The following is a 19,707-nucleotide window of genomic DNA, read 5'->3' as shown; positions in this document are numbered from 1 at the left end:
CCCGTAAAAGCATAATTAATGTGAGCTTAACGGATTAATGTTTCATTTTATTTGCTGTAATCCACTCTTGTACAGTTGTATACTCTTTGCTATATTGTTTTAGCTTATGGCGAATTTGCCATGCTTTTCCGACTAACGTGATGCGATTTGGTAAAATATAAACTTTCATTTCTATCACGCTCCTTTCAATGTGGTAAAATGTATGAAGAAAGAATAGGAAATAGAACAGGGAGATGAAGTAGTATGAGTAATCTTACAGAGAGAACAGTAAAAACTGAGCCGATTTTTGATGGTAGAGTTATAAAAGTTCGTGTTGATGATGTAGTATTACCAAATGGAGAAATGAGTAAACGTGAAATTGTAAATCACCCTGGTGCAGTTGCGATTATTGCTATTACAGATGAGGGGAAAATTGTGCTTGTTGAGCAGTATCGTAAAGCGCTTGAAAAGGCGATTATAGAAATTCCAGCCGGCAAGTTAGAGCCTGGTGAAAAACCAGAGGTAACAGCAGTTCGTGAATTAGAAGAGGAAACAGGATATGTATGTGAAAATATGGAGCTTATTACTTCTTTCTATACATCTCCAGGATTCGCAGATGAAATTTTATATGTATATAAAGCGACAGGTTTGACAAAAAAAGAAAATAAAGCTGAGTTAGATGAAGATGAGTTTGTGGAATTAATGGAAGTATCGTTAGAAGAAGCGATTACTCTTATGAAAAATCTTCGTATTCATGATGCGAAGACGATGTTTGCAGTACAATATTTACAACTACAAAAATAAACACTCGCCAAAGGCGAGTGTTTTTAATTGATTTTTGCATATACACGTGCATCACGTAAGCTACCGTCTGGTGCTAGGAAATCATTTTCCATTGTACCTTCTAGAATGAATTCTAAACGTTCTGCTAAGCTACATGCATTTATATTTGTTGCATCAGTACGAATTTCAATTCTTCTAGCGCCTAGTTTATCAAAGGCGAATTGGATAGCGCCTTTAACAGCTTCAGTCATATAGCCTTGTTTTGTATAATCGCTATGCAACCAGAAGTGAAGTGAAAACTTTGGAATATCCCAGTTTTCAGGTTTTAGTGTAATTGCTCCGATGAATGTACCAGATACTTTATCGTATAAGTGAAAATCAAGTGTTTCACGAAGTAAAAACTGTCCGTGAGCTTCGCGAACAATTTCTTCAGCACTCTCTTCTGTTTCAGCGTTAATTGGTACCCACGGTACTAAGTCTTCTAGAGAAGCTTGGATTGCTTCATATACTTCTGCACCATCACCTGGAAATGGTTTACGAACTTGTAAGCGTTCAGTTTGAAATAATGTTGGAAAATCTAATAATAATGGTTTCAAGAGAAATCCCTCCTATTCTCTACTTTTTAGTTTAGCAAAGTAGAGCGGAATTTCAATGTTAATTCGTCATACTTTTTTCTTTCTTTCATACATTTTTAATAAGAGTGTGAACGGAGGGAAGAAAAATGTGGCGAAAAAATTGGCAAGACCGTGTAATGTCTCACATACAGGAAAACTCTTCATTATATATATTTAACGCTGTTTTATTATTGATGGGAGTAATATTTGGAGCCATTCTTGTGAATAGTTTACAAATCAATCAAAAACAAGATTTATCATTTTATTTACAACGTTTTTTTGGACAAGTCTCTAAAGGAGAATTTGCCATTGCGGGCGAAATGTTTCGAGAAAGTTACTTTTCGCAATTAAAATACATCGGATTTATTTGGATTTTAGGGATTTCAATTATTGGATTACCACTTATTTTTATTTTATTATTTGTAAAAGGAGTTGTTGTTGGATTTACAGTTGGTTTTTTAGTAAGTCAGCATGGATGGAATGGACTATTATTAGCATTTGTATCTGTTTTGCCACAAAATTTAATTATCATTCCAGTCTTTCTCATTATGACAACCATTGCTGCAAGTTTTTCTTTACGGATGATTAGGCATCAATTTATTAGAAAAATAACCGAGCCACTATTACCATTATTAATCCGGTATACATGTTTCTTTCTTGTAATTGGAGCAGTATTAGCAATGGCTTGTAGTGTGGAGGCTTACGCATCACCAGTTTTAATGAAAGAAGTTGTTGAGGCTATTAATAAAAAATAAATATTTTTTGAGAATAATTATCAATTTGTTTTTATTGTTTTTCTTTTGACAGAAGCCCTTCTTCTGATATAATGGTGTAAGAGTGGCGAGGAGGGAGTAGTACCGAATGGAAGAAAGAATTGAACGAATTAAGAAGCAATTACATGCAGCGAGCTATAAATTAACACCGCAACGTGAAGCAACAGTTCGTGTGCTGCTAGAAAATGAAGAAGATCATTTAAGCGCAGAAGATGTTTACCTCCTTGTAAAAGAAAAGTCGCCAGAGATCGGATTAGCAACCGTCTATCGAACTTTAGAACTATTATCTGAGTTAAAAGTTGTCGATAAGATTAACTTCGGAGACGGTGTTTCACGCTATGACTTACGCCAAGAAGGTGCGCAGCGTTTTCACCATCATTTGATTTGTACACAATGTGGTGCTGTACAAGAAATACAAGAAGATTTACTTGGTGAAGTGGAAAGGAAAGTAGAACGAGACTGGAGCTTTAAGGTGAAAGATCATCGTTTAACATTCCATGGGATTTGTAAAAATTGTCAAGAAAATGAAACGGATGAAAAATAACCTTTTCCTATTTATCTAGGAAGAGGTTTTTTATTTGAATAAGGTATAAATTGGTGAAAGCTTGGCATATGTTGTAATAACTTATATTTTGGAGGAATTTACAATGCGCCGAGCTTTAAAATTAACTTTTGATGGAATAAAAGTATTTTTATTATTTACAAGTTGTACGATTTTGTTTTATTTCGCTATACTATGGATAAATGAAGAATATGAAAGCTATCATCGTTATGAAAAACCTAAAGAAGAGACTGTAGAAAAAGTATCAGGGAATGAAGAACCGGCAAAGGATGCTTTCGTAAATAGAATGATGTTTTTCTATGAAAATGGGGAGTAGTGTAGAGTGGAAGATCAATTAAAAGATTTTATTCATTATATGGTTGTCGAAAAAGGATTAGCAAAGAATACAGTAGTATCTTATGAACGGGATTTAAAAAGCTACGTAAAGTATTTGCAAAATGTGGAACAGACGAAAACTTTTCATGAAGTGACCCGTTTACACATTGTTAACTTTTTGCAGTATTTAAAAGAAAACGGAAAATCTTCGAAAACATTGGCGCGTCATATTGCATCAATTCGTTCGTTCCACCAATTTTTACTTCGTGAACGAGCGGTAGAACACGATCCATCCGTACATATTGAAACGCCGCAAGGGGAACGGAAATTACCAAAAGTATTATCAGTTGATGAAGTAGAGGCGTTACTTCAAACACCAAAAATGACAAGTGCTTTTGGGATACGTGATAAGGCGATGCTAGAGTTACTGTATGCGACAGGACTTCGTGTTTCAGAATTGATTGCACTCAATTTAGAAGATGTACATTTAACGATGGGATTTGTTCGTTGCATAGGGAAAGGGAATAAAGAAAGAATTATTCCACTAGGAAGTTTAGCAACGGAAGCGATTCAAAAGTATATTGAAAAAGGAAGAAGAGAATTAATGGGGAAAAAAGTAGTAGATGCACTCTTTTTAAACCATCATGGTAATCGATTATCAAGACAAGGATTTTGGAAAATATTAAAACGATTAGCGAAAGAAGCAAATATTGAAAAAGAGCTTACACCTCATACGTTGCGTCACTCGTTTGCTACGCACTTATTAGAAAATGGAGCAGATTTACGTGCTGTACAAGAAATGCTTGGTCATGCAGATATTTCAACGACGCAAATCTATACGCACGTTTCAAAAACTAGATTAAAAGATGTATATAAACAGTTTCATCCAAGAGCATAGTTACTATGCTCTTTTTTCATAGATTCAGAAGGGAAGACCGTTTCACAGAAACTTCACAAACATTTCGTATATTGTTTTCAGCAGAAGACTGGAATATTACAATGTATTTCCTCTATACTAAATAAAGTATAAAGGAGGAAATGATGATGAAAAAACTGATTATAACTTTATTTATCGCGATGCTAGCGTTGGCTGGCTGTAATACAAACAAAGAAGAACCGAAAAAAGAACAGAAACTTGAAGCTGTAAAAGTAGCAGTCCAAACAAATCCGAAAGAAATTAAACCAGGTGAAAAAACAGAAGTACAAGCACTTGTTACACAAGGGAAAGAAAAAGTAACGGATGCCGATGATGTAAAGTTTGAAATTTGGAAAGATGGCGACGAAAAGCACGAGATGTTAGATGGTAAGCATAAAGGAAAAGGTGTTTATGCAGTAGAGAAAACATTCGAAACGGATGGAGTATACCATATTATCGCTCACACAAATGCACGTGAAATGCACGTTATGCCGGAAGTGAAAGTTGCTGTAGGAAATGCGAAAGTAGAAGATGCGAAAAAAGAAAATAGTGATCACAGTGCAGGACATGGAGATCATAAAAGTGACACAATGATCCATCTTATGGCTGGAGACATAAAGGCAAATGCTGAATCTACAATGAAAGTTCATTTAAAGCAAAAAGAAGAAGCATTAGCTGGTGCTGAAGTACAACTAGAGATTTGGAAAGATGGTGTTGAAAAACACGAATTTATTCCAGCGAAAGAAGGGAATAAAGGAGAGTATGAAACGAAACATACTTTCAAAGAGAACGGTGCTTACAAAGTGAAAGTGCATGTAAGAAAAGGCGAATTGCATGAACATAAAGAAGAAACAATAGAAGTAAAATAAAAAGTAGCTCTTTAGAGCTACTTTTTATTTTTAATATGAAGAAATAAATCATAAAAAAATTAGCACTTCGTTGCAGAATGAATTACAATAGAAGTGTGAAGAAAATGAGAAATTCTACGAAAATGTATTAAAAAGAAAGCGTAAACATGTTATGATATCAGTATCAGATGTCTGACATCTGACTTAGAAAAAACTAGAAATGTTTTTGAGTCGTTTCAAGTAAAACGAAATAGGTTAGAGAATGGTTTAAAGAAGTACTGTTTGACAATGAGAATTCTTATGGATAACAGTTTCACTTTATAGCGTTTTGAACATACTACAAGAAGTAGAACTGAACTTATAGGAGGTCGCAGTTATGAATAAATATAAACGTATATTCCTAGTCGTAATGGACTCTGTGGGAATCGGTGAAGCACCAGATGCTGAGCAATTTGGTGATTTGGGATCTGACACAATTGGTCACATTGCTGAACATATGAATGGTTTACAAATGCCTAACATGGTGAAATTGGGTCTTGGTAACATTCGTGAAATGAAAGGTATCTCTAAAGTAGAGAAACCACTTGGATATTACACAAAAATGCAAGAGAAATCTACTGGTAAAGATACAATGACAGGTCACTGGGAAATCATGGGCCTTTACATTGATACACCATTCCAAGTGTTCCCGGAAGGATTCCCGAAAGAATTACTTGATGAATTAGAAGAAAAAACAGGCCGTAAAATTATCGGTAATAAGCCAGCTTCTGGAACTGAAATTCTTGATGAACTTGGCCAAGAGCAAATGGAAACCGGCTCTTTAATCGTTTATACTTCTGCTGATAGCGTATTGCAAATTGCAGCACACGAAGAAGTAGTGCCACTTGATGAGTTATATAAAATCTGTAAAATTGCACGTGAATTAACATTAGATGAGAAATACATGGTAGGTCGTGTTATTGCTCGTCCATTCGTTGGTGAACCTGGAAACTTTACACGTACACCAAACCGTCATGATTATGCATTAAAACCATTCGGCCGTACAGTAATGAATGAATTAAAAGATAGTGACTACGATGTAATTGCTATCGGTAAAATCTCTGACATCTATGATGGTGAAGGGGTAACGGAATCACTTCGTACGAAGTCTAACATGGATGGAATGGATAAGCTTGTAGATACATTAAATATGGACTTTACAGGTCTTAGCTTCTTAAACTTAGTTGACTTTGATGCATTATTCGGCCACCGCCGTGATCCACAAGGATACGGAGAGGCTCTGCAAGAATATGATGCACGTCTTCCAGAAGTATTCGCAAAACTACAAGAAGATGATCTATTATTAATTACAGCAGACCACGGTAATGATCCAATTCACCCTGGTACTGACCATACACGTGAATATGTACCATTATTAGCATATAGCCCAAGTATGAAAGAAGGCGGACAAGAGTTACCACTTCGTCAAACATTTGCTGATATTGGTGCAACAGTAGCAGAAAACTTCGGTGTGAAAATGCCAGAATACGGAACAAGCTTCTTAAACGAGCTAAAGAAATAGGGGGATAAACAAATGAATCGTGAACTTATTACAAAATCAGCTTCATACTTAAAAGAGAAATTTCAAGAGACACCACAAGTAGGACTAATCCTTGGATCAGGACTTGGTGTATTAGCAGACGAAATTGAGAACGCAGTAACAGTACCTTACAGTGAAATCCCTGAGTTCCCAGTATCAACTGTAGAAGGCCATGCAGGTCAACTAGTATTTGGCACACTTCAAGGTGTAACAGTAGTAGCAATGCAAGGACGTTTCCACTTCTATGAAGGATACGACATGCAAAAAGTAACATTCCCAGTTCGTGTTATGAAAGAACTAGGTGTAGAAACGGTTGTTGTAACAAACGCAGCTGGTGGTGTAAATACATCATTCGAGCCAGGCGATCTTATGTTAATTTCAGACCACATTAACTTCATGGGTACGAATCCATTAATCGGACCAAATGATTCTGAAATGGGCGTACGTTTCCCTGATATGTCTACATCATATACAGTAGAACTTCGTGAAATGGCGAAACAAGTTGCAGCAGACTTAAATATTAAAGTACAAGAAGGTGTATACGTTGGAATGACAGGTCCTGTATATGAAACACCTGCTGAAATTCGTATGCTTCGTACACTTGGCGGAGATGCAGTTGGTATGTCAACAGTACCTGAAGTAATTGTAGCACGTCATGCTGGAATGAAAGTATTAGGTATTTCTTGTATTTCAAATATGGCAGCTGGTATTTTAGATCAGCCACTTCATCACGATGAAGTAATTGAAACGACAGAACGTGTTAAAGCTAACTTCTTAGCATTAGTAAAAGCAATCGTAAAACAAATGAAGGGGTGACTTCACAATGAGAATGGTGGACCTAATTGCAAAAAAACGTGACGGACATGCATTAACGACAGAAGAAATTAACTTTATTGTTGAAGGATATACAAATGGTGATATTCCTGATTATCAAGTAAGTTCACTTGCAATGGCAATTTTCTTCCAAGATATGAACGACCAAGAGCGTGCTGATTTAACGATGGCAATGGTAAATAGCGGCGATACAATTGACTTATCAGCTATTGAAGGTGTAAAAGTAGATAAGCATTCGACAGGTGGTGTTGGTGATACAACAACACTTGTATTAGGTCCATTAGTAGCTGCTTTAGACGTACCAGTAGCGAAAATGTCTGGACGCGGTTTAGGACATACTGGTGGTACAATTGATAAATTAGAAGCAGTTCCAGGATTCCATGTGGAAATTGAAAACGATGAATTCATGCGACTTGTAAATGAAAACAAAATCGCTGTTATCGGCCAAAGTGGTAACTTAACACCTGCTGATAAAAAGTTATATGCACTTCGTGATGTAACAGCAACAGTAAACTCAATTCCGCTTATTGCAAGTTCGATTATGAGTAAAAAAATTGCTGCTGGTGCAGATGCAATTGTTCTTGATGTAAAAACTGGAGCAGGTGCATTTATGAAAACGGATGAAGATGCAAAACGTTTAGCAGAAGCAATGGTACGCATCGGTAATAACGTTGGTCGTAATACGATGGCAGTTATTTCTGATATGAGTCAACCACTCGGTGAAGCTATCGGTAACGCACTAGAAGTACAAGAAGCAATTGATACATTACAAGGTAAAGGGCCAAAAGATTTAGAAGAGCTATGTTTAACACTTGGAAGCCAAATGGTGTACCTTGCTGGACAAGCTTCATCTTTAGAAGATGCACGTGAAAAGCTAATTGAAGTAATGAACAACGGAAAAGCGCTAGAATCATTTAAAACGTTCTTATCAGCGCAAGGCGGCGACGCATCTGTTGTTGATGACCCTTCTAAATTGCCACAAGCACAATTTAAAATTGAAGTGGAAGCGAAAGAAGACGGATATGTATCAGAAATCGTTGCAGACGAAATCGGAACAGCAGCAATGCTTTTAGGAGCAGGACGTGCAACGAAAGAGTCAGAAATTGATTTAGCAGTTGGTCTAATGCTGCGCAAAAAAGTAGGCGATAGCGTGAAGCAAGGTGAATCCCTTGTTACAATTTACGCGAACCGCGAAAATGTTGAAGATGTAAAAGCGAAAATTTATGAGAACATGAAGATCTCTAAAGAACACGTAGATGCACCAACTTTAGTACACGGTATCGTAACGAAGTAATAAAAAAAAGCTGAGGAGATTTCTCCTTGGCTTTTTTTACTATTTTTTGTTTATAATAATAATGGGTGAAATTATGATTAGAATTTGTGCAGTAACAAAAACAGATGAAGTATTATATGATGTTTCTCTAGAAGAAACAAAGAAAGACCATATTGTATGGTATTGGCTAGATTTATATAAGCCAACGAAAGAAGAGTATACATATATTCTGCAAGACCATTTTAAGTTCCATCCCCTTGCAATTGAAGACTGTCTAGAATATGTACAAAGGCCAAAAGTTGATTTTTATGATGGATATAACTTTTTAGTTCTTCACGCGTTTGGAGAAGATGGGCTAGAACCACATGAAATTGATTTGTTTGTTAGTGATCGCTATATTGTTTCTTTCCATTTTTCTCATAATAATGCAATTGAAAGAGTATGGAAAACACTTGGTGAGAAGAGGCGGATTAAGAAAGGACCTTTACATGTAGCACATACAATCACTGATCAAATTGTAGATGATTATTTCGCACCTGTATATTACATTGAAGATCATTTAAATGCGATTGATGATAATTTAACAGGTGAGACAGCAGGAGCCGTGCTAGAAGAAGTATTTGATATTAGGGCAGATTTATCTAAGTTAAGACGTACAATTATTCCAATGCGTGATTTATTGTATCGTATTTTGAATTCCACTCGTTTTTACGGTATAAGTGATCATGAGATTTATTTTAAAGATATACATGATCATTTACTTAAACTTACGGAAATGATTGAGGCAAGTCGAGAGTTAACGGCGGATATTCGGGATAGTTATTTTTCATTAAACTCACATCATATGAATAACATTATGAAAACATTAACTGTATTCTCGACTATTTTCATGCCATTAACATTTATTGCGGGAGTATATGGAATGAACTTTACGCATATGCCAGAGCTTGGTGGACAATATAGTTATTTTATTTGTCTTCTTCTAATGGCATTAATTGGCGGCGGAATGATGGCATGGTTTTATAAAAAAGGATGGTTTAAGTAAAAAACACCGAGGATTTCCTCGGTGTTTTTTCTTAACCAATAGCATGTAATACAAACATAGCTAAGAATAAGCATGTAATGATATACATAGATGGTGCGACTTCTTTACGCTTTCCAAGAGCAACTTTTAAGATAGGGTAAGCAATAAATCCGAACGCAATGCCATCAGCGATACTATATGTGAGCGGGATCATAACGATAATTAAGAATGCTGGAAATCCTTCTGAAAAGTCGTTCAGAGGAATTTGTTGAATGCTTGTAATCATCAGACCGCCAATAATAATTAAGATTGGTGCAATGGCACTATCAGGAATTAATTTGACAAATGGAAGAGCAAACAGTGATGCAAAGAATAGCAACCCAGTAACGATAGACGTCAGACCTGTCTTACCACCTGCAGTAATACCTGCGGCACTTTCTACTGTTGAAACGGTAGGGCTTGTGCCAAATAGACCACATGTCATTGCTGAAATTGCATTGGCTTGGTAAGCACGTGGGAATTTACGATCATCTTCTAATAAACCGTGCAGAAGTCCCATGTTCTCAAAAATAAGCACCATGCTTAAAGAGAATGTTGCAATCCAAAATGGTAAGGAAGAAAGTTTCCCAAATGACATAGCTCCAAACACATCACCGTAATTAGCGAATGAGAATGAACTATTTCCCATTTGACTCGTATCCACAAGACCAAATAACCATGAGATACCAGTTCCTATTGCAATCGTCCATAAAAAGTTTCCACGTACGTTACGAATAAATAATACAAGTGCAATGATAAGAGTAAGTAATGTCGCAAGAACGACAGGATTACTTAATTTCCCCATTGCCACAGCAGTATTTGGGTTCGAAACGACTAAACCACCTTTTTGCAATCCGATAAACGCTAAAAATAATCCAATGCCGACAGTAATCGCTTCCTTTAATGACTTTGGAATTGATACTGATAGCACGCGAGCGATTGGTGTAAAAGCGGCAATTGCAAAAATAATACCAGAGATAAAGACAGCAGCTAATGCTTCTTGCCAAGTTAGTCCAAGCGTATGCACAGCTGTGTACGTGAAGAATGCATTTACACCCATACCAGGGACAAGAATAGCAGGTGCATTTGCCCAAAATGCCATGAGTAGACATCCGACAAATGAACTAAAAACAGTTGCTAAAATTCCAGCTTCAAGAGGAATGCCAGCATCTGATAAGATGGACGCATTTACAATCATAATATATACGATTGTGAAAAATGACGTAACTCCAGCTAAAACTTCTTGTTTTGGTGATGTTTCGTGTAAACCTAATTTAAATGTTCTTTCAAGTATTCCTTTCATGTTAAACCTTCTTTTTCATATCCCTCTCCCACCCGTGATATCTCTTTTGTAAGAGCTCACCGTCCTTTATTATATCAGAACATCATGTTTTTACAACAAGTAAAATGATAACGTTTACTTGTAAAGAGAATTCGTTATAAATACGTAAAAATAGCCCGTATGGATGAAATGATTTCTAATTCACCAGATTGAATGGGCGGGGCTGCTTGTGCATGTAAAGTAGCATAAGACGTAACCTCCCGTGGTAATTGGGCAGATTCTTCAACGAATGAGAGGGGAACAGGATTAATATTTAGATTATATGTACTCGCAATAGCACGAGCTTTTTCTACTGCCTGGTGCAGAGCTTGAATGAGAGCCTTCTCATAATATTTATTTGGATGAGATACTCGGAAACGTAAACCTTTTGCTACATTTGCGCCATTTGATACGGCTATATCATATACTTCCCCAGCTTTTTGTACATTTAAAACGGTAATTTCATACAAATGCTCCACACGGTATCCTTGGAGCAATGCTTTATCATTTACATATTCGTATTGAGGAGTGATCGTATAAGAAATCGTTTCTATATCTTTATCGGCAATACCAAGCTGTTTAAGTGCATCCAGTAATTGTTTTGATTGTACTGCATTTTCTTCCTGCGCTTGTTTTACATTTTTACTATCAGTTCGAATGCCAAGCGTTAATATAACAACGTTTGGTTTTGCTTTGACAACGCCTTCGCCTTGTACAGTAATAGTAGCTTCTTTACCAGTATTAGCTGTGCGTACGTTGTGTAAATAAGGATTTATTCCACCCTGCATTTTCCATCACCATCCTTTTTATATGTATATGTGTGAACAAAAAAGAAATTTATATGAAAAAAGTTACATAAATGAGAATGTTGAGGAAAGAAATCATATACAATATAGGTATTTATAGATTATAATATGTGTAAATATGATAAAAAAGGGACGAGGCTATTGAACGAAAAAAGAGAAACGCTGATTTTAGATTTATCTGCATCATTTCGAAAAATGATACGTTTATTACAAAATGATATTAATACACGTTTTGCAGAACATATGCCATATAATGAATTTTCTGTATTACGTGCGTTATTTTTAAACAGTCCACAGATGGCTTCGCAAATTGCGAGTGAAGTAAACGTAACCTCCAGTCATATTACAGCTGTTACAGATCGACTTGTACGAAAAGGATTAGTAGAAAGAAAACGTTCTAATTCAGATCGTCGTATCGTGTACTTAGAAATTACAGAGCACGGAAGAGAAGTAACTGAAAAACTTGAAGCTGTGCGTAAAGAATATTATAAAGAGAGATTTAAAGGTTGGAGCGACCAAGAAATAGAAATGGTCTTAGAACTATTTGGCCGCGTATTATAATAAATGAGGATAGGAAGCGAAAGCATTCCTATCCTTTTTCTTTTGAATAAAAATATTTTGAAACTCCGATACTTTAATTAAAAGATCGGAGGAAAGATTATGAAATATATTGCTGCACTTACCATTTTATTTGGTAGTTTTTTTCTATTTTAAAACATTCACGTACGCAGATACGCCTATCCAAGTGGTGCGAAAAGAAGTGAAGTACATTGAAACTGATAATACAGTTTTATATTCGAAATTATGGGTTCGTTCTATGCAAAACGCAGTATTATTTCACCATAGCGATAATATTCGTAATCGGGACACATTACGTAATGTAACAAGTTCATCGTTTGTTAAAGCGAAGCAACTATCTTTTCAGAAAGCAGCACTTTATATACCGAGACTATCGCAATACGTATCAAAAATAGGGAAAGAAAACATTCAAGTGTACTACATTGCGATTCACTATAATGTGAAAAAAGAAAATGCATATCAATTAGATGGTATGAACTATTTTCTACAAGTATTTGTAAAAGAGCGTGGGGAATGGAAAATTGCCGAAAGTGTAGTTGCACCGACAGAGCAAATTGTGCAAAATGGTGATGGATTTGGGATGAAAGAAGAGATGGTGTATGGGGATAGGAGAGAGAATGTGAAATAACCTCCTCTTTAAGAGGAGGTTATTTCGTATGAAGTAAAAACTTTTTATTGACCAAATAGTTAAGTATTACATAGCTAAATAATCCTATTATTATGAATCCGGTGTAATAATTTAATAGAGGATCATTTTTTCCACCTGTTATCCGACCTCCTAATAAGGCAAAACATATTGTGGCACATGGTATAAATAAAACATGTAGTTTAGTGAATAATAATATTTTACCGCTATTTTCATTTGGAGTTCGATCATATAAAAATACTCCTAATGGTAAAAGAATGAGAATATAAAGAATCGGTGTGGAAATCTTCCAGATGGGCATGAATTGATGGTGCTCCTTAACGGATTCTTTTGAATTATTATTGCCATCTTCTTTTACTTTGGGATTAAATGTATAAGATATATAAGTATTATTAGTAGGTGCGAAAACTTCAATATTTTCTATATATGATGCATAATTCGTTTTTTTAAGGAAAAATTCAGTTGTAGATACATTTGTGTGAATCCAAGAAAAGTGAAACAGTAACATGCCTATTCCAGATGGTAATATAATGAAAATTAAGCTTAATATACTATGCGAAATGACATTGCCAGCAATTGTTCCGATAAAAATAGCTATTGTAAAAATTGCCATCCATGTAATGGTAACATAACATAATAATGTACCCATTGGCCCAAAAGATTGGTGTTGGCTAAAAAGATTAATTTTTAGGATGAAATACAATACGATGGCATTAATACCTATTATGAATATAATTGCGGTTGTCCCGAACAGCCACTTAGAAAGAAAAAGCTCTTTTCTTGTGAATGGCATTGCAAATAACAGATAGTCTGTTTGATTATGTCTTTCCCAACTGATTAATGAACAGGCAAGTAATATGAAAATTGGAATGAAGGGGATAATAAGAGTATCCCCATTTAAACTATAAAAGAAATAGCCATCTTCGTTTGGTTTAACCTGTAAATCCCTAAAATAGTTAATAGGTAAAAACCAAAAACTACTACAAGCAAAGAGTAAAAGAATGTACTTACTTTGTTTGTAATGATGGAGCCATAAAGCTTTATGAAACATGTAATCCCTCCAGTACAAAATTGTGATAATGATGAGTTTATTTAGCGTTCCAAGAGAACTTCCATTTCAATAGTTTGGATAGAAGAAAATAGCTCATTGTGCTTGCGCCAAAAAATCCAATGTAAAAATTAAGTAATGATTTATCTCCCCTTAAGACTAAACCAGCAACGATTCCTATAAAGAAAACAGCAAGGCCTATAACTATTTTTTGTAAATTCGGATAAAGTAAGAAGCTACCGTTTCGCTCATTGACTGAACGAACATATAAATATATACCCAAGGGTAATAAAATAATGGTATGTATAATAGGCGCAATCAATAATTTTGCTGAAGGGATTTTTGTAAAGTTTGGTTCGTTATGACGCACTTCATCAGAATCGGTATAGGCACTTTGTGGATTATAATCAAATCTAATACGAAAATCTTCTACTGGACCAGAAATACGGATGTTTTCCAAAAAACGGTGCATAATTCCATTGTTTTCATGAAAATCTATATTCGAGTGAACAGCAATGACTCCTGAAATAAGTGCTGGAATTAACATTGGGAACATGAATAGAGCTGCAGTGAGAAATCCTTGCGATATAACATTCCCAGCGATTGTTCCTATACATAAGGCAAGTGTATAAATAGCGATTAATACAATTAACATGTATATAAAATAACTATGGAATGGGGAGAATACTTGATATTTATTATGAAAAGTCAACTTTTTCATAATAGCAAATAGTCCCCAGTTTAAAATGACAACAGCGGCGATATTACAGATTCCAAACAACCACTTTGTTATATAGAGGTGTGAACGTTTAAAGGGCATAGACCATAACAAGTCGCTAGCGTTATTTTGTCTTTCCCATCCAATTAACGTACAAGCTAGCAAGATAAGCACAATACCTAACAGTGTGACGGGATTTATGAGTGTTAAATCAAAATTGTAATGATATACATAGTTCCACTTTTTATTGTCATTTAGAAATTGTTGCTGTTGAATAGAAGTCATATAGTAGTAATATGACAAAGTATAGAAGCTGACGAGCCAAAATAACCATACAACATATTTACTTTGTTGATATGTTCTTAGCCATAGTGCTTTTTGAAACATAGGATCTCTCCTTTAAAAAACTTTATAATTTGTTAGGCGTGATAATATAACATAAGTAATGATTCCAGTGAGAAACAAACAAATATAGTAGTTAAGTAAGAAATTAAATTGATTTAGTTTATAGCCACCTAGTAATGCAAAGTAAATGGTTGTCCCCCATATCCATATTCGTAAATGTTTTTGGAAAATAAATATCTTTTGAGTGTTTTCATTTGGTGATCGTGTATATAAATATGTTCCAAGTAGTAAGTAAACTATTGTATAAAAAATAGAGACTAACATCGATTTAGCTGAATAATAGTGATAAGATGCTGGATCTCTTAAAATAGTTGAGTTCTTTTCTTTTTTACGTGATTCAGGATCATAATGGTAATAAATCGTGAAATTATATATTGGTGCAACTATATTTGTTTTTTGATTAATTTCGTAAAGTTGTTCATCTAACTTATAATTTTTAGTATCGGTAGCTTCTAAGTGATTTATCGTAAAAGTGTACACTAGTGGAATAAATGTAAGCCCCATTAGTAACCAAGGAATACAAAAAACAACCTGCGAAACAACGCTTCCAGTAAAAGTACCGATGCATAGTGCAGCTGTATATACTGCTGCATAAGAAACAATCGCATAAAGAAAGTATCGATGAAATGGACTAAATGATTGATAATCAAAATGAATAGTTGTTCTATAAATAACATACATAAGAATCCAATTTATAAGTAACGAGCTCACAATACAAAAGGAACCGAAAGCCCATTTAGATAAGAAGACATCTTTTCTTTTAAAAGGCATCGTCATAAGTAGTGTATTAGATTGGTTGCTACGTTCCCATCCTATCAATAAGCAGGCTAAAGCAATGATAAGAACAGTTAACCAAAAACTATTACCTTCGCCTGGCGAAAAGGCATAAAAATAATAATACTGTTTACCTTTTTCTTGTAATTCGTAATACTCAGCAAGTTGTCTCTGAGCACTTTTATAGTAGCTAAAAGATAACAAGTAAAGCGAACTAAAGAAAAACAGTAACGCAGCATATTTCCCGCGCTTCCAATTCCACATCCACAACGCTTTATGAAACATACCCATCCTCCTCCAGTGTCGTAACGAAGACATCTTCAAGTGACATTGTTAGTTCTTCAATGAGTATAGGTTGCTCTTTATAAAACTTCTCCAGTGTTGTAGCTACATTTCCCTCAATTAAGATTGTATATACTTTTCCCGTTTGGTTTAATATTTTAATATTGCTTAAGTTTTCTAGTTTTTGAGGTAATGAGCGTTCATAGGCTACTTGGATTTTAGCAAATTGTGATTTTGCATCGTCTAGTGATGTAATAGAAGATACAGTATGTCCTTTTAAAATAATGATTGTATCTGCAATTTGTTCAACTTCATCTAAATGATGGGTAGATATGAAAATGGTAATCTCTTTTTCTGCAACTTCTCCAACGAGAAACTGTAAAATCTGTCTTTTAACGATAGGATCAAGTCCGTTTGTTGGTTCATCTAAAATAATATATTCTGCCTGTGCAGCAACAGCTAAAATGATGGCAAGCAGTGCTTTCATTCCTTTTGAATAACTACGAATTCGTTTGTTTGGTAAATTGAAACGTTCTAGTAGTTCGTAGAAATATGGTTCATCAAATGCTGTATAAACTGCTTTATAAAACTTCACGATTTCTTTTACTGTATAACCGTTCAGTATGTTAGTAGAATCCGGAACATATACGATTTTTTGTTTCGTTTCAGGATTTTTATGAATGTCGATATCCTCATATGTAACAGTTCCCTCATCTGGGTCTAAAATACCGACTATCGTTCGTAATAAAGTTGTTTTCCCCGCACCATTTCTTCCAAGTAATCCGACGATACTACCTTTTTGTAATGTGAAAGAAACATCGTCTAAAATTGTTTGATTATCAATTGTTTTCTTCAAGCTTGTCACTTTCAACATCCGTATTTCCTCCAATCTCTTTATAGTATGAATCTATCCAATCATGAATTTTATCTTTCGTAATACCAAGATAAGAGGCTTCTAATAGTAATTGATGAAATTGCTTTTCAACCATAGCGATTTTCCTTTCGTCTAATGTTGGGGTAATCGATTGGGATACAAATGTTCCTTTTCCTCGTAACGTTTCAATAATTCCTTGTCGCTCTAACTCTTGATACGCTTTACTCACTGTATTTGGATTTATAACGAGTAAAGAAGCGAGCTCGCGTACAGAAGGAAGTTTATCACTTGGAGCCAACATGTTTTTCAATACGAGTTCTTTTATATTTTGAACAATTTGTTCCCATATCGGAGTGTTGCTTCTTGGGTCAAGTTGAATATGCAAGAGCAATGTCTCCTTCCTCATATGTATTAAGTGTACTACTGTGTGTAATACACTTAATACAATATAGGGGACGAATGTATTTGTCAAATGAAAATAATAGAAAAAATTGGTATTAAAAAAAGAGAAATTGGAAAAAATAGGTCTGATATAGAATGGAGGGTTAGTCATGAAGCGAGTTTTTGGAATACTTGTTTGTTTCATGTTATTGCTTTCTGGAACTTCAGTGAGTTTTGCGCAATCTGAGAAAACGAAGCAGGAGAAAACAGAAGAAACAACGCCGAAGTTAGCGGAACAAGCGTCGTCAGCAATCGTAATTGAGCAAGATACAGGTAAAGTTTTATTTGATAAAAACCCAAATGAAAAATTACCACCTGCTAGTATGACAAAGATTATGACAATGCTTTTAATTATGGAACAAGTTGAAAAAGGAAAACTAAAACTGACCGATAAAGTTAGAGCGAGCGAACATGCAGCTTCAATGGGTGGATCGCAAATCTTTTTAGAACCTGGGGAAGAGATGACTGTAAATGAGATGTTAAAGGGTATTGCAATTGCATCTGGAAATGACGCATCTGTTGCAGTAGCTGAGCATATCGCAGGTTCAGAAGAAGGATTTGTAAATATGATGAACAAAAAGGCGAAAGATCTAGGGTTGAAAAATACACATTTTCAAAACCCAACAGGTCTTCCGGCCAAAGACCATTATTCGACAGCAAATGATATGGCTATAATGGCGAGAGAATTGATGAAGTATCCACTTATTCGTAAATACACAGGTAAGTACGAAGATTATTTACGTGAAGATACGGATAAAAAGTTTTGGCTCGTTAATACGAATAAGCTAGTACGTTTTTATCCTGGCGTAGATGGAGTAAAAACAGGTTTTACGACAGAAGCGAAATATTGTTTAACAGCATCGGCTCAAAAAAATGGCATGCGTGTCATTTCAGTTGTCATGGGAGCACCAACATCAAAAGAACGGAACAACGAAGTGACGAAGCTTCTTGACTATGCATTTGGACAATATATGACAAAGAAATTGTATACGCGCGGCGAAAAAATTAAGACAGTTCAAGTAGGAAAAGGGAAAAAAGAAAAAATAGATTTAGTTGCGTCAGATAATGTTTCTCTTCTTATGAAGAAGGGCGAGAGTATGGACAAGGTAAAACAAGAAGTAATTGCTGAAAAGAAAGTAAAAGCACCGATTAAAAAAGGTGACGCGCTTGGCACACTTGTTATTAAAAAAGATAAAGATGTTTTATTAAAACAAACAATTGTAGCAAAAGAAGATGTTGCTGCAGCGAGCTGGTGGGAGTTATTTAAAAGAAGTTTTGGGATGTTTTCAACATCAAAATAGCGGCAAATAGTTTGCCGCTTTTCTATTCGTATGCCAGTGAATAATGCTGAAAGGTTTCACTTTATGACGAAATAGTTCTTCTTTTGTCAGCAGGAAGGATTCTTATTTTATATCACGAAAATCTTTATGTATGTGAATAAGTAAAGTTTGAGCATAAGGAGGAAATCGTGTGAGTCTTTCCATGCAATTAGAAGTAAAACGTGACGTCCTATGTGTGAGACTAGAGGGTGAATTAGATCATCATACGGCTGAAGAGTTGCGAACGAAAGTAACAGATATGATTGAGACACATGGTGTTCATCATATTGTTTTGAGCCTAGAGAACTTATCGTTTATGGATAGTTCTGGTCTAGGTGTTATATTAGGCCGATATAAACACGTAAAGGGATTAGGTGGAGAAATGGTTGTTTGTGCAATTTCACCGCCTGTTAAGCGTTTATTTGAAATGTCGGGCTTATTCAAAATCGTTCGCTTAGAAGAAAGTGAAGCGCACGCGCTCGCGACGTTGGGGGTGGCATAGATGAGAAATGAAATGAACCTTCAATTTTCAGCATTAAGTCAAAATGAATCATTCGCTCGCGTTACAGTGGCGGCTTTCATTGCACAACTAGATCCAACGATGGAAGAATTAACGGAGATCAAAACAGTTGTGTCAGAAGCGGTTACAAATGCAATTATTCATGGATACGAAGGAAATGCAGAAGGTATTGTTTATATTTCTGTAATTTTGGAAGAAGCAATGGTGAAACTCACGATTCGAGATGAAGGGATTGGAATCTTTAACTTAGATGAAGCGAGACAACCCCTTTTTACAACTAAACCTGAATTAGAGCGTTCCGGAATGGGATTTACTATCATGGAAAATTTTATGGATGAAGTAGAAGTTATTTCAAACGAATCTTTCGGGACAACAATCCATTTGACAAAATACTTATCAAATAGTAACGCTCTATGCAATTAAGGAGAATAGCCT

The 19,707-nt window shown here is 35.3% G+C and carries 23 protein-coding genes and 1 pseudogene; 15 read left to right on the top strand and 9 right to left on the bottom strand.

Annotated elements, in window-relative coordinates; genetic code table 11:
• Positions 1 to 34 precede the first annotated feature (34 nt).
• Complete coding sequence (mciZ, locus tag BCG9842_RS20410; RefSeq protein WP_000870291.1) at positions 35 to 169, bottom strand: Z-ring formation inhibitor MciZ; 135 nt, start codon at positions 167 to 169, stop codon at positions 35 to 37.
• 74 nt (positions 170 to 243) lie between these two features.
• Here mciZ and BCG9842_RS20405 point away from each other — a divergent pair, with 74 nt between their 5' ends.
• Entirely contained in the window at positions 244 to 783 is a 540-nt protein-coding gene (locus BCG9842_RS20405; RefSeq protein ID WP_000067931.1) for an NUDIX domain-containing protein, read from the top strand.
• A gap of 23 nt (positions 784 to 806) precedes the next feature.
• Here BCG9842_RS20405 and BCG9842_RS20400 read toward each other — a convergent pair whose 3' ends face one another.
• Positions 807 to 1,358, bottom strand: a complete 552-nt coding sequence (locus BCG9842_RS20400) for a GNAT family N-acetyltransferase (RefSeq protein ID WP_000803497.1) — start codon at positions 1,356 to 1,358, stop codon at positions 807 to 809.
• A gap of 155 nt (positions 1,359 to 1,513) precedes the next feature.
• On the opposite strand from BCG9842_RS20400, the gene spoIIM reads away from it, so the two are divergent.
• The 9 genes from spoIIM (at position 1,514) to corA (ending at position 9,521) form a co-directional block, all read left to right on the top strand.
• Positions 1,514 to 2,131, top strand: a complete 618-nt coding sequence (gene spoIIM, locus BCG9842_RS20395) for a stage II sporulation protein M (RefSeq protein ID WP_223308695.1) — start codon at positions 1,514 to 1,516, stop codon at positions 2,129 to 2,131.
• Between the two features lie 106 nt (positions 2,132 to 2,237).
• The gene (gene fur, locus BCG9842_RS20390) at positions 2,238 to 2,693 is read left to right on the top strand and encodes a ferric iron uptake transcriptional regulator (RefSeq protein WP_000392657.1); all 456 of its coding nucleotides are present in this window, start codon (positions 2,238 to 2,240) and stop codon (positions 2,691 to 2,693) included.
• Between the two features lie 103 nt (positions 2,694 to 2,796).
• Positions 2,797 to 3,027 carry a YqzK family protein gene (locus tag BCG9842_RS20385; protein ID WP_001250432.1) on the top strand — a complete coding sequence of 77 codons (231 nt, stop codon included), beginning with the start codon at positions 2,797 to 2,799 and terminating at the stop codon, positions 3,025 to 3,027.
• A 6-nt stretch (positions 3,028 to 3,033) separates the two neighbouring features.
• Positions 3,034 to 3,924, top strand: a complete 891-nt coding sequence (xerD, locus tag BCG9842_RS20380) for a site-specific tyrosine recombinase XerD (RefSeq protein WP_000390088.1) — start codon at positions 3,034 to 3,036, stop codon at positions 3,922 to 3,924.
• Positions 3,925 to 4,070: 146 nt separating this feature from the next.
• Complete coding sequence (locus BCG9842_RS20375) at positions 4,071 to 4,811, top strand: FixH family protein (RefSeq protein WP_000733454.1); 741 nt, start codon at positions 4,071 to 4,073, stop codon at positions 4,809 to 4,811.
• A gap of 355 nt (positions 4,812 to 5,166) precedes the next feature.
• The gene (deoB, locus tag BCG9842_RS20370) at positions 5,167 to 6,351 is read left to right on the top strand and encodes a phosphopentomutase (protein ID WP_001046081.1); all 1,185 of its coding nucleotides are present in this window, start codon (positions 5,167 to 5,169) and stop codon (positions 6,349 to 6,351) included.
• A gap of 12 nt (positions 6,352 to 6,363) precedes the next feature.
• On the top strand, positions 6,364 to 7,185 hold the full coding sequence (locus BCG9842_RS20365; RefSeq protein WP_001078446.1) for a purine-nucleoside phosphorylase: 822 nt from the start codon (positions 6,364 to 6,366) through the stop codon (positions 7,183 to 7,185).
• A 7-nt stretch (positions 7,186 to 7,192) separates the two neighbouring features.
• Positions 7,193 to 8,497 carry a pyrimidine-nucleoside phosphorylase gene (locus tag BCG9842_RS20360; RefSeq protein ID WP_001243069.1) on the top strand — a complete coding sequence of 435 codons (1,305 nt, stop codon included), beginning with the start codon at positions 7,193 to 7,195 and terminating at the stop codon, positions 8,495 to 8,497.
• A gap of 61 nt (positions 8,498 to 8,558) precedes the next feature.
• Positions 8,559 to 9,521 (top strand): magnesium/cobalt transporter CorA, encoded by a 963-nt coding sequence (gene corA / locus BCG9842_RS20355; protein ID WP_002026281.1) that lies wholly within the window; start codon positions 8,559 to 8,561, stop codon positions 9,519 to 9,521.
• A gap of 31 nt (positions 9,522 to 9,552) precedes the next feature.
• Here the strand turns inward: corA and BCG9842_RS20350 are convergent, their stop codons facing one another.
• Complete coding sequence (locus tag BCG9842_RS20350) at positions 9,553 to 10,842, bottom strand: NCS2 family permease (protein ID WP_000676243.1); 1,290 nt, start codon at positions 10,840 to 10,842, stop codon at positions 9,553 to 9,555.
• A gap of 134 nt (positions 10,843 to 10,976) precedes the next feature.
• Positions 10,977 to 11,648, bottom strand: a complete 672-nt coding sequence (locus BCG9842_RS20345; RefSeq protein WP_001161431.1) for an SIMPL domain-containing protein — start codon at positions 11,646 to 11,648, stop codon at positions 10,977 to 10,979.
• Between the two features lie 159 nt (positions 11,649 to 11,807).
• Here BCG9842_RS20345 and BCG9842_RS20340 point away from each other — a divergent pair, with 159 nt between their 5' ends.
• Positions 11,808 to 12,227 (top strand): MarR family winged helix-turn-helix transcriptional regulator, encoded by a 420-nt coding sequence (locus BCG9842_RS20340; protein ID WP_001003307.1) that lies wholly within the window; start codon positions 11,808 to 11,810, stop codon positions 12,225 to 12,227.
• A 99-nt stretch (positions 12,228 to 12,326) separates the two neighbouring features.
• Positions 12,327 to 12,873 (top strand): annotated as a pseudogene (locus tag BCG9842_RS20335) (hypothetical protein).
• 19 nt (positions 12,874 to 12,892) lie between these two features.
• Here BCG9842_RS20335 and BCG9842_RS20330 read toward each other — a convergent pair.
• The 5 genes from BCG9842_RS20330 to BCG9842_RS20310 are packed head-to-tail and all read right to left on the bottom strand — an operon-like array spanning position 12,893 to position 17,377.
• Positions 12,893 to 13,942, bottom strand: coding sequence for an ABC-2 transporter permease (locus tag BCG9842_RS20330; RefSeq protein ID WP_000468504.1), 1,050 nt, complete (start codon positions 13,940 to 13,942; stop codon positions 12,893 to 12,895).
• A 37-nt stretch (positions 13,943 to 13,979) separates the two neighbouring features.
• Positions 13,980 to 15,044 carry an ABC transporter permease subunit gene (locus BCG9842_RS20325; protein WP_000486555.1) on the bottom strand — a complete coding sequence of 355 codons (1,065 nt, stop codon included), beginning with the start codon at positions 15,042 to 15,044 and terminating at the stop codon, positions 13,980 to 13,982.
• A gap of 12 nt (positions 15,045 to 15,056) precedes the next feature.
• Positions 15,057 to 16,121 (bottom strand): ABC transporter permease, encoded by a 1,065-nt coding sequence (locus BCG9842_RS20320; protein WP_000468519.1) that lies wholly within the window; start codon positions 16,119 to 16,121, stop codon positions 15,057 to 15,059.
• Complete coding sequence (locus tag BCG9842_RS20315; RefSeq protein ID WP_000922124.1) at positions 16,111 to 16,992, bottom strand: ABC transporter ATP-binding protein; 882 nt, start codon at positions 16,990 to 16,992, stop codon at positions 16,111 to 16,113. The genes BCG9842_RS20320 and BCG9842_RS20315 overlap by 11 nt, the downstream gene beginning before the upstream one ends.
• Positions 16,958 to 17,377, bottom strand: a complete 420-nt coding sequence (locus BCG9842_RS20310) for a GntR family transcriptional regulator (protein ID WP_000548027.1) — start codon at positions 17,375 to 17,377, stop codon at positions 16,958 to 16,960. Before BCG9842_RS20310 ends, BCG9842_RS20315 begins: the two co-directional genes overlap by 35 nt.
• A 166-nt stretch (positions 17,378 to 17,543) precedes the next feature.
• Between BCG9842_RS20310 and dacF the strand changes: the two genes are divergently transcribed.
• The 3 genes from dacF (at position 17,544) to spoIIAB (ending at position 19,695) form a co-directional block, all read left to right on the top strand.
• Positions 17,544 to 18,734 (top strand): serine-type D-Ala-D-Ala carboxypeptidase DacF, encoded by a 1,191-nt coding sequence (gene dacF, locus BCG9842_RS20305; protein WP_000832002.1) that lies wholly within the window; start codon positions 17,544 to 17,546, stop codon positions 18,732 to 18,734.
• Positions 18,735 to 18,903: 169 nt separating this feature from the next.
• The gene (gene spoIIAA / locus BCG9842_RS20300; RefSeq protein ID WP_000059135.1) at positions 18,904 to 19,254 is read left to right on the top strand and encodes an anti-sigma F factor antagonist; all 351 of its coding nucleotides are present in this window, start codon (positions 18,904 to 18,906) and stop codon (positions 19,252 to 19,254) included.
• Positions 19,255 to 19,695, top strand: coding sequence for an anti-sigma F factor (gene spoIIAB / locus BCG9842_RS20295; RefSeq protein ID WP_001243398.1), 441 nt, complete (start codon positions 19,255 to 19,257; stop codon positions 19,693 to 19,695).
• Positions 19,696 to 19,707: the final 12 nt, after the last annotated feature.

Origin of the sequence: Bacillus cereus G9842, assembly GCF_000021305.1 — a bacterium.
Lineage (GTDB): Bacteria > Bacillota > Bacilli > Bacillales > Bacillaceae_G > Bacillus_A > Bacillus_A thuringiensis_S.
The sequence above is the reverse complement of the archived record's forward strand: the minus strand, read 5'-3'. Positions and strand labels throughout refer to the sequence as shown.

What these genes read in the sequence shown, in the direction of transcription:
- mciZ (WP_000870291.1), bottom strand. Translation starts at nt 169, where the DNA reads ATGAAAGTTTATATTTTACCAAATCGCATCACGTTAGTCGGAAAAGCA.
- BCG9842_RS20405 (WP_000067931.1), top strand. Translation starts at nt 244, where the DNA reads ATGAGTAATCTTACAGAGAGAACAGTAAAAACTGAGCCGATTTTTGAT.
- spoIIM (WP_223308695.1), top strand. Translation starts at nt 1,514, where the DNA reads ATGTCTCACATACAGGAAAACTCTTCATTATATATATTTAACGCTGTT.
- fur (WP_000392657.1), top strand. Translation starts at nt 2,238, where the DNA reads ATGGAAGAAAGAATTGAACGAATTAAGAAGCAATTACATGCAGCGAGC.
- BCG9842_RS20385 (WP_001250432.1), top strand. Translation starts at nt 2,797, where the DNA reads ATGCGCCGAGCTTTAAAATTAACTTTTGATGGAATAAAAGTATTTTTA.
- BCG9842_RS20375 (WP_000733454.1), top strand. Translation starts at nt 4,071, where the DNA reads ATGAAAAAACTGATTATAACTTTATTTATCGCGATGCTAGCGTTGGCT.
- deoB (WP_001046081.1), top strand. Translation starts at nt 5,167, where the DNA reads ATGAATAAATATAAACGTATATTCCTAGTCGTAATGGACTCTGTGGGA.
- BCG9842_RS20365 (WP_001078446.1), top strand. Translation starts at nt 6,364, where the DNA reads ATGAATCGTGAACTTATTACAAAATCAGCTTCATACTTAAAAGAGAAA.
- BCG9842_RS20360 (WP_001243069.1), top strand. Translation starts at nt 7,193, where the DNA reads ATGAGAATGGTGGACCTAATTGCAAAAAAACGTGACGGACATGCATTA.
- corA (WP_002026281.1), top strand. Translation starts at nt 8,559, where the DNA reads ATGGGTGAAATTATGATTAGAATTTGTGCAGTAACAAAAACAGATGAA.
- BCG9842_RS20350 (WP_000676243.1), bottom strand. Translation starts at nt 10,842, where the DNA reads ATGAAAGGAATACTTGAAAGAACATTTAAATTAGGTTTACACGAAACA.
- BCG9842_RS20345 (WP_001161431.1), bottom strand. Translation starts at nt 11,648, where the DNA reads ATGCAGGGTGGAATAAATCCTTATTTACACAACGTACGCACAGCTAAT.
- BCG9842_RS20330 (WP_000468504.1), bottom strand. Translation starts at nt 13,942, where the DNA reads ATGTTTCATAAAGCTTTATGGCTCCATCATTACAAACAAAGTAAGTAC.
- BCG9842_RS20325 (WP_000486555.1), bottom strand. Translation starts at nt 15,044, where the DNA reads ATGTTTCAAAAAGCACTATGGCTAAGAACATATCAACAAAGTAAATAT.
- BCG9842_RS20320 (WP_000468519.1), bottom strand. Translation starts at nt 16,121, where the DNA reads ATGTTTCATAAAGCGTTGTGGATGTGGAATTGGAAGCGCGGGAAATAT.
- BCG9842_RS20315 (WP_000922124.1), bottom strand. Translation starts at nt 16,992, where the DNA reads ATGTTGAAAGTGACAAGCTTGAAGAAAACAATTGATAATCAAACAATT.
- dacF (WP_000832002.1), top strand. Translation starts at nt 17,544, where the DNA reads ATGAAGCGAGTTTTTGGAATACTTGTTTGTTTCATGTTATTGCTTTCT.
- spoIIAB (WP_001243398.1), top strand. Translation starts at nt 19,255, where the DNA reads ATGAGAAATGAAATGAACCTTCAATTTTCAGCATTAAGTCAAAATGAA.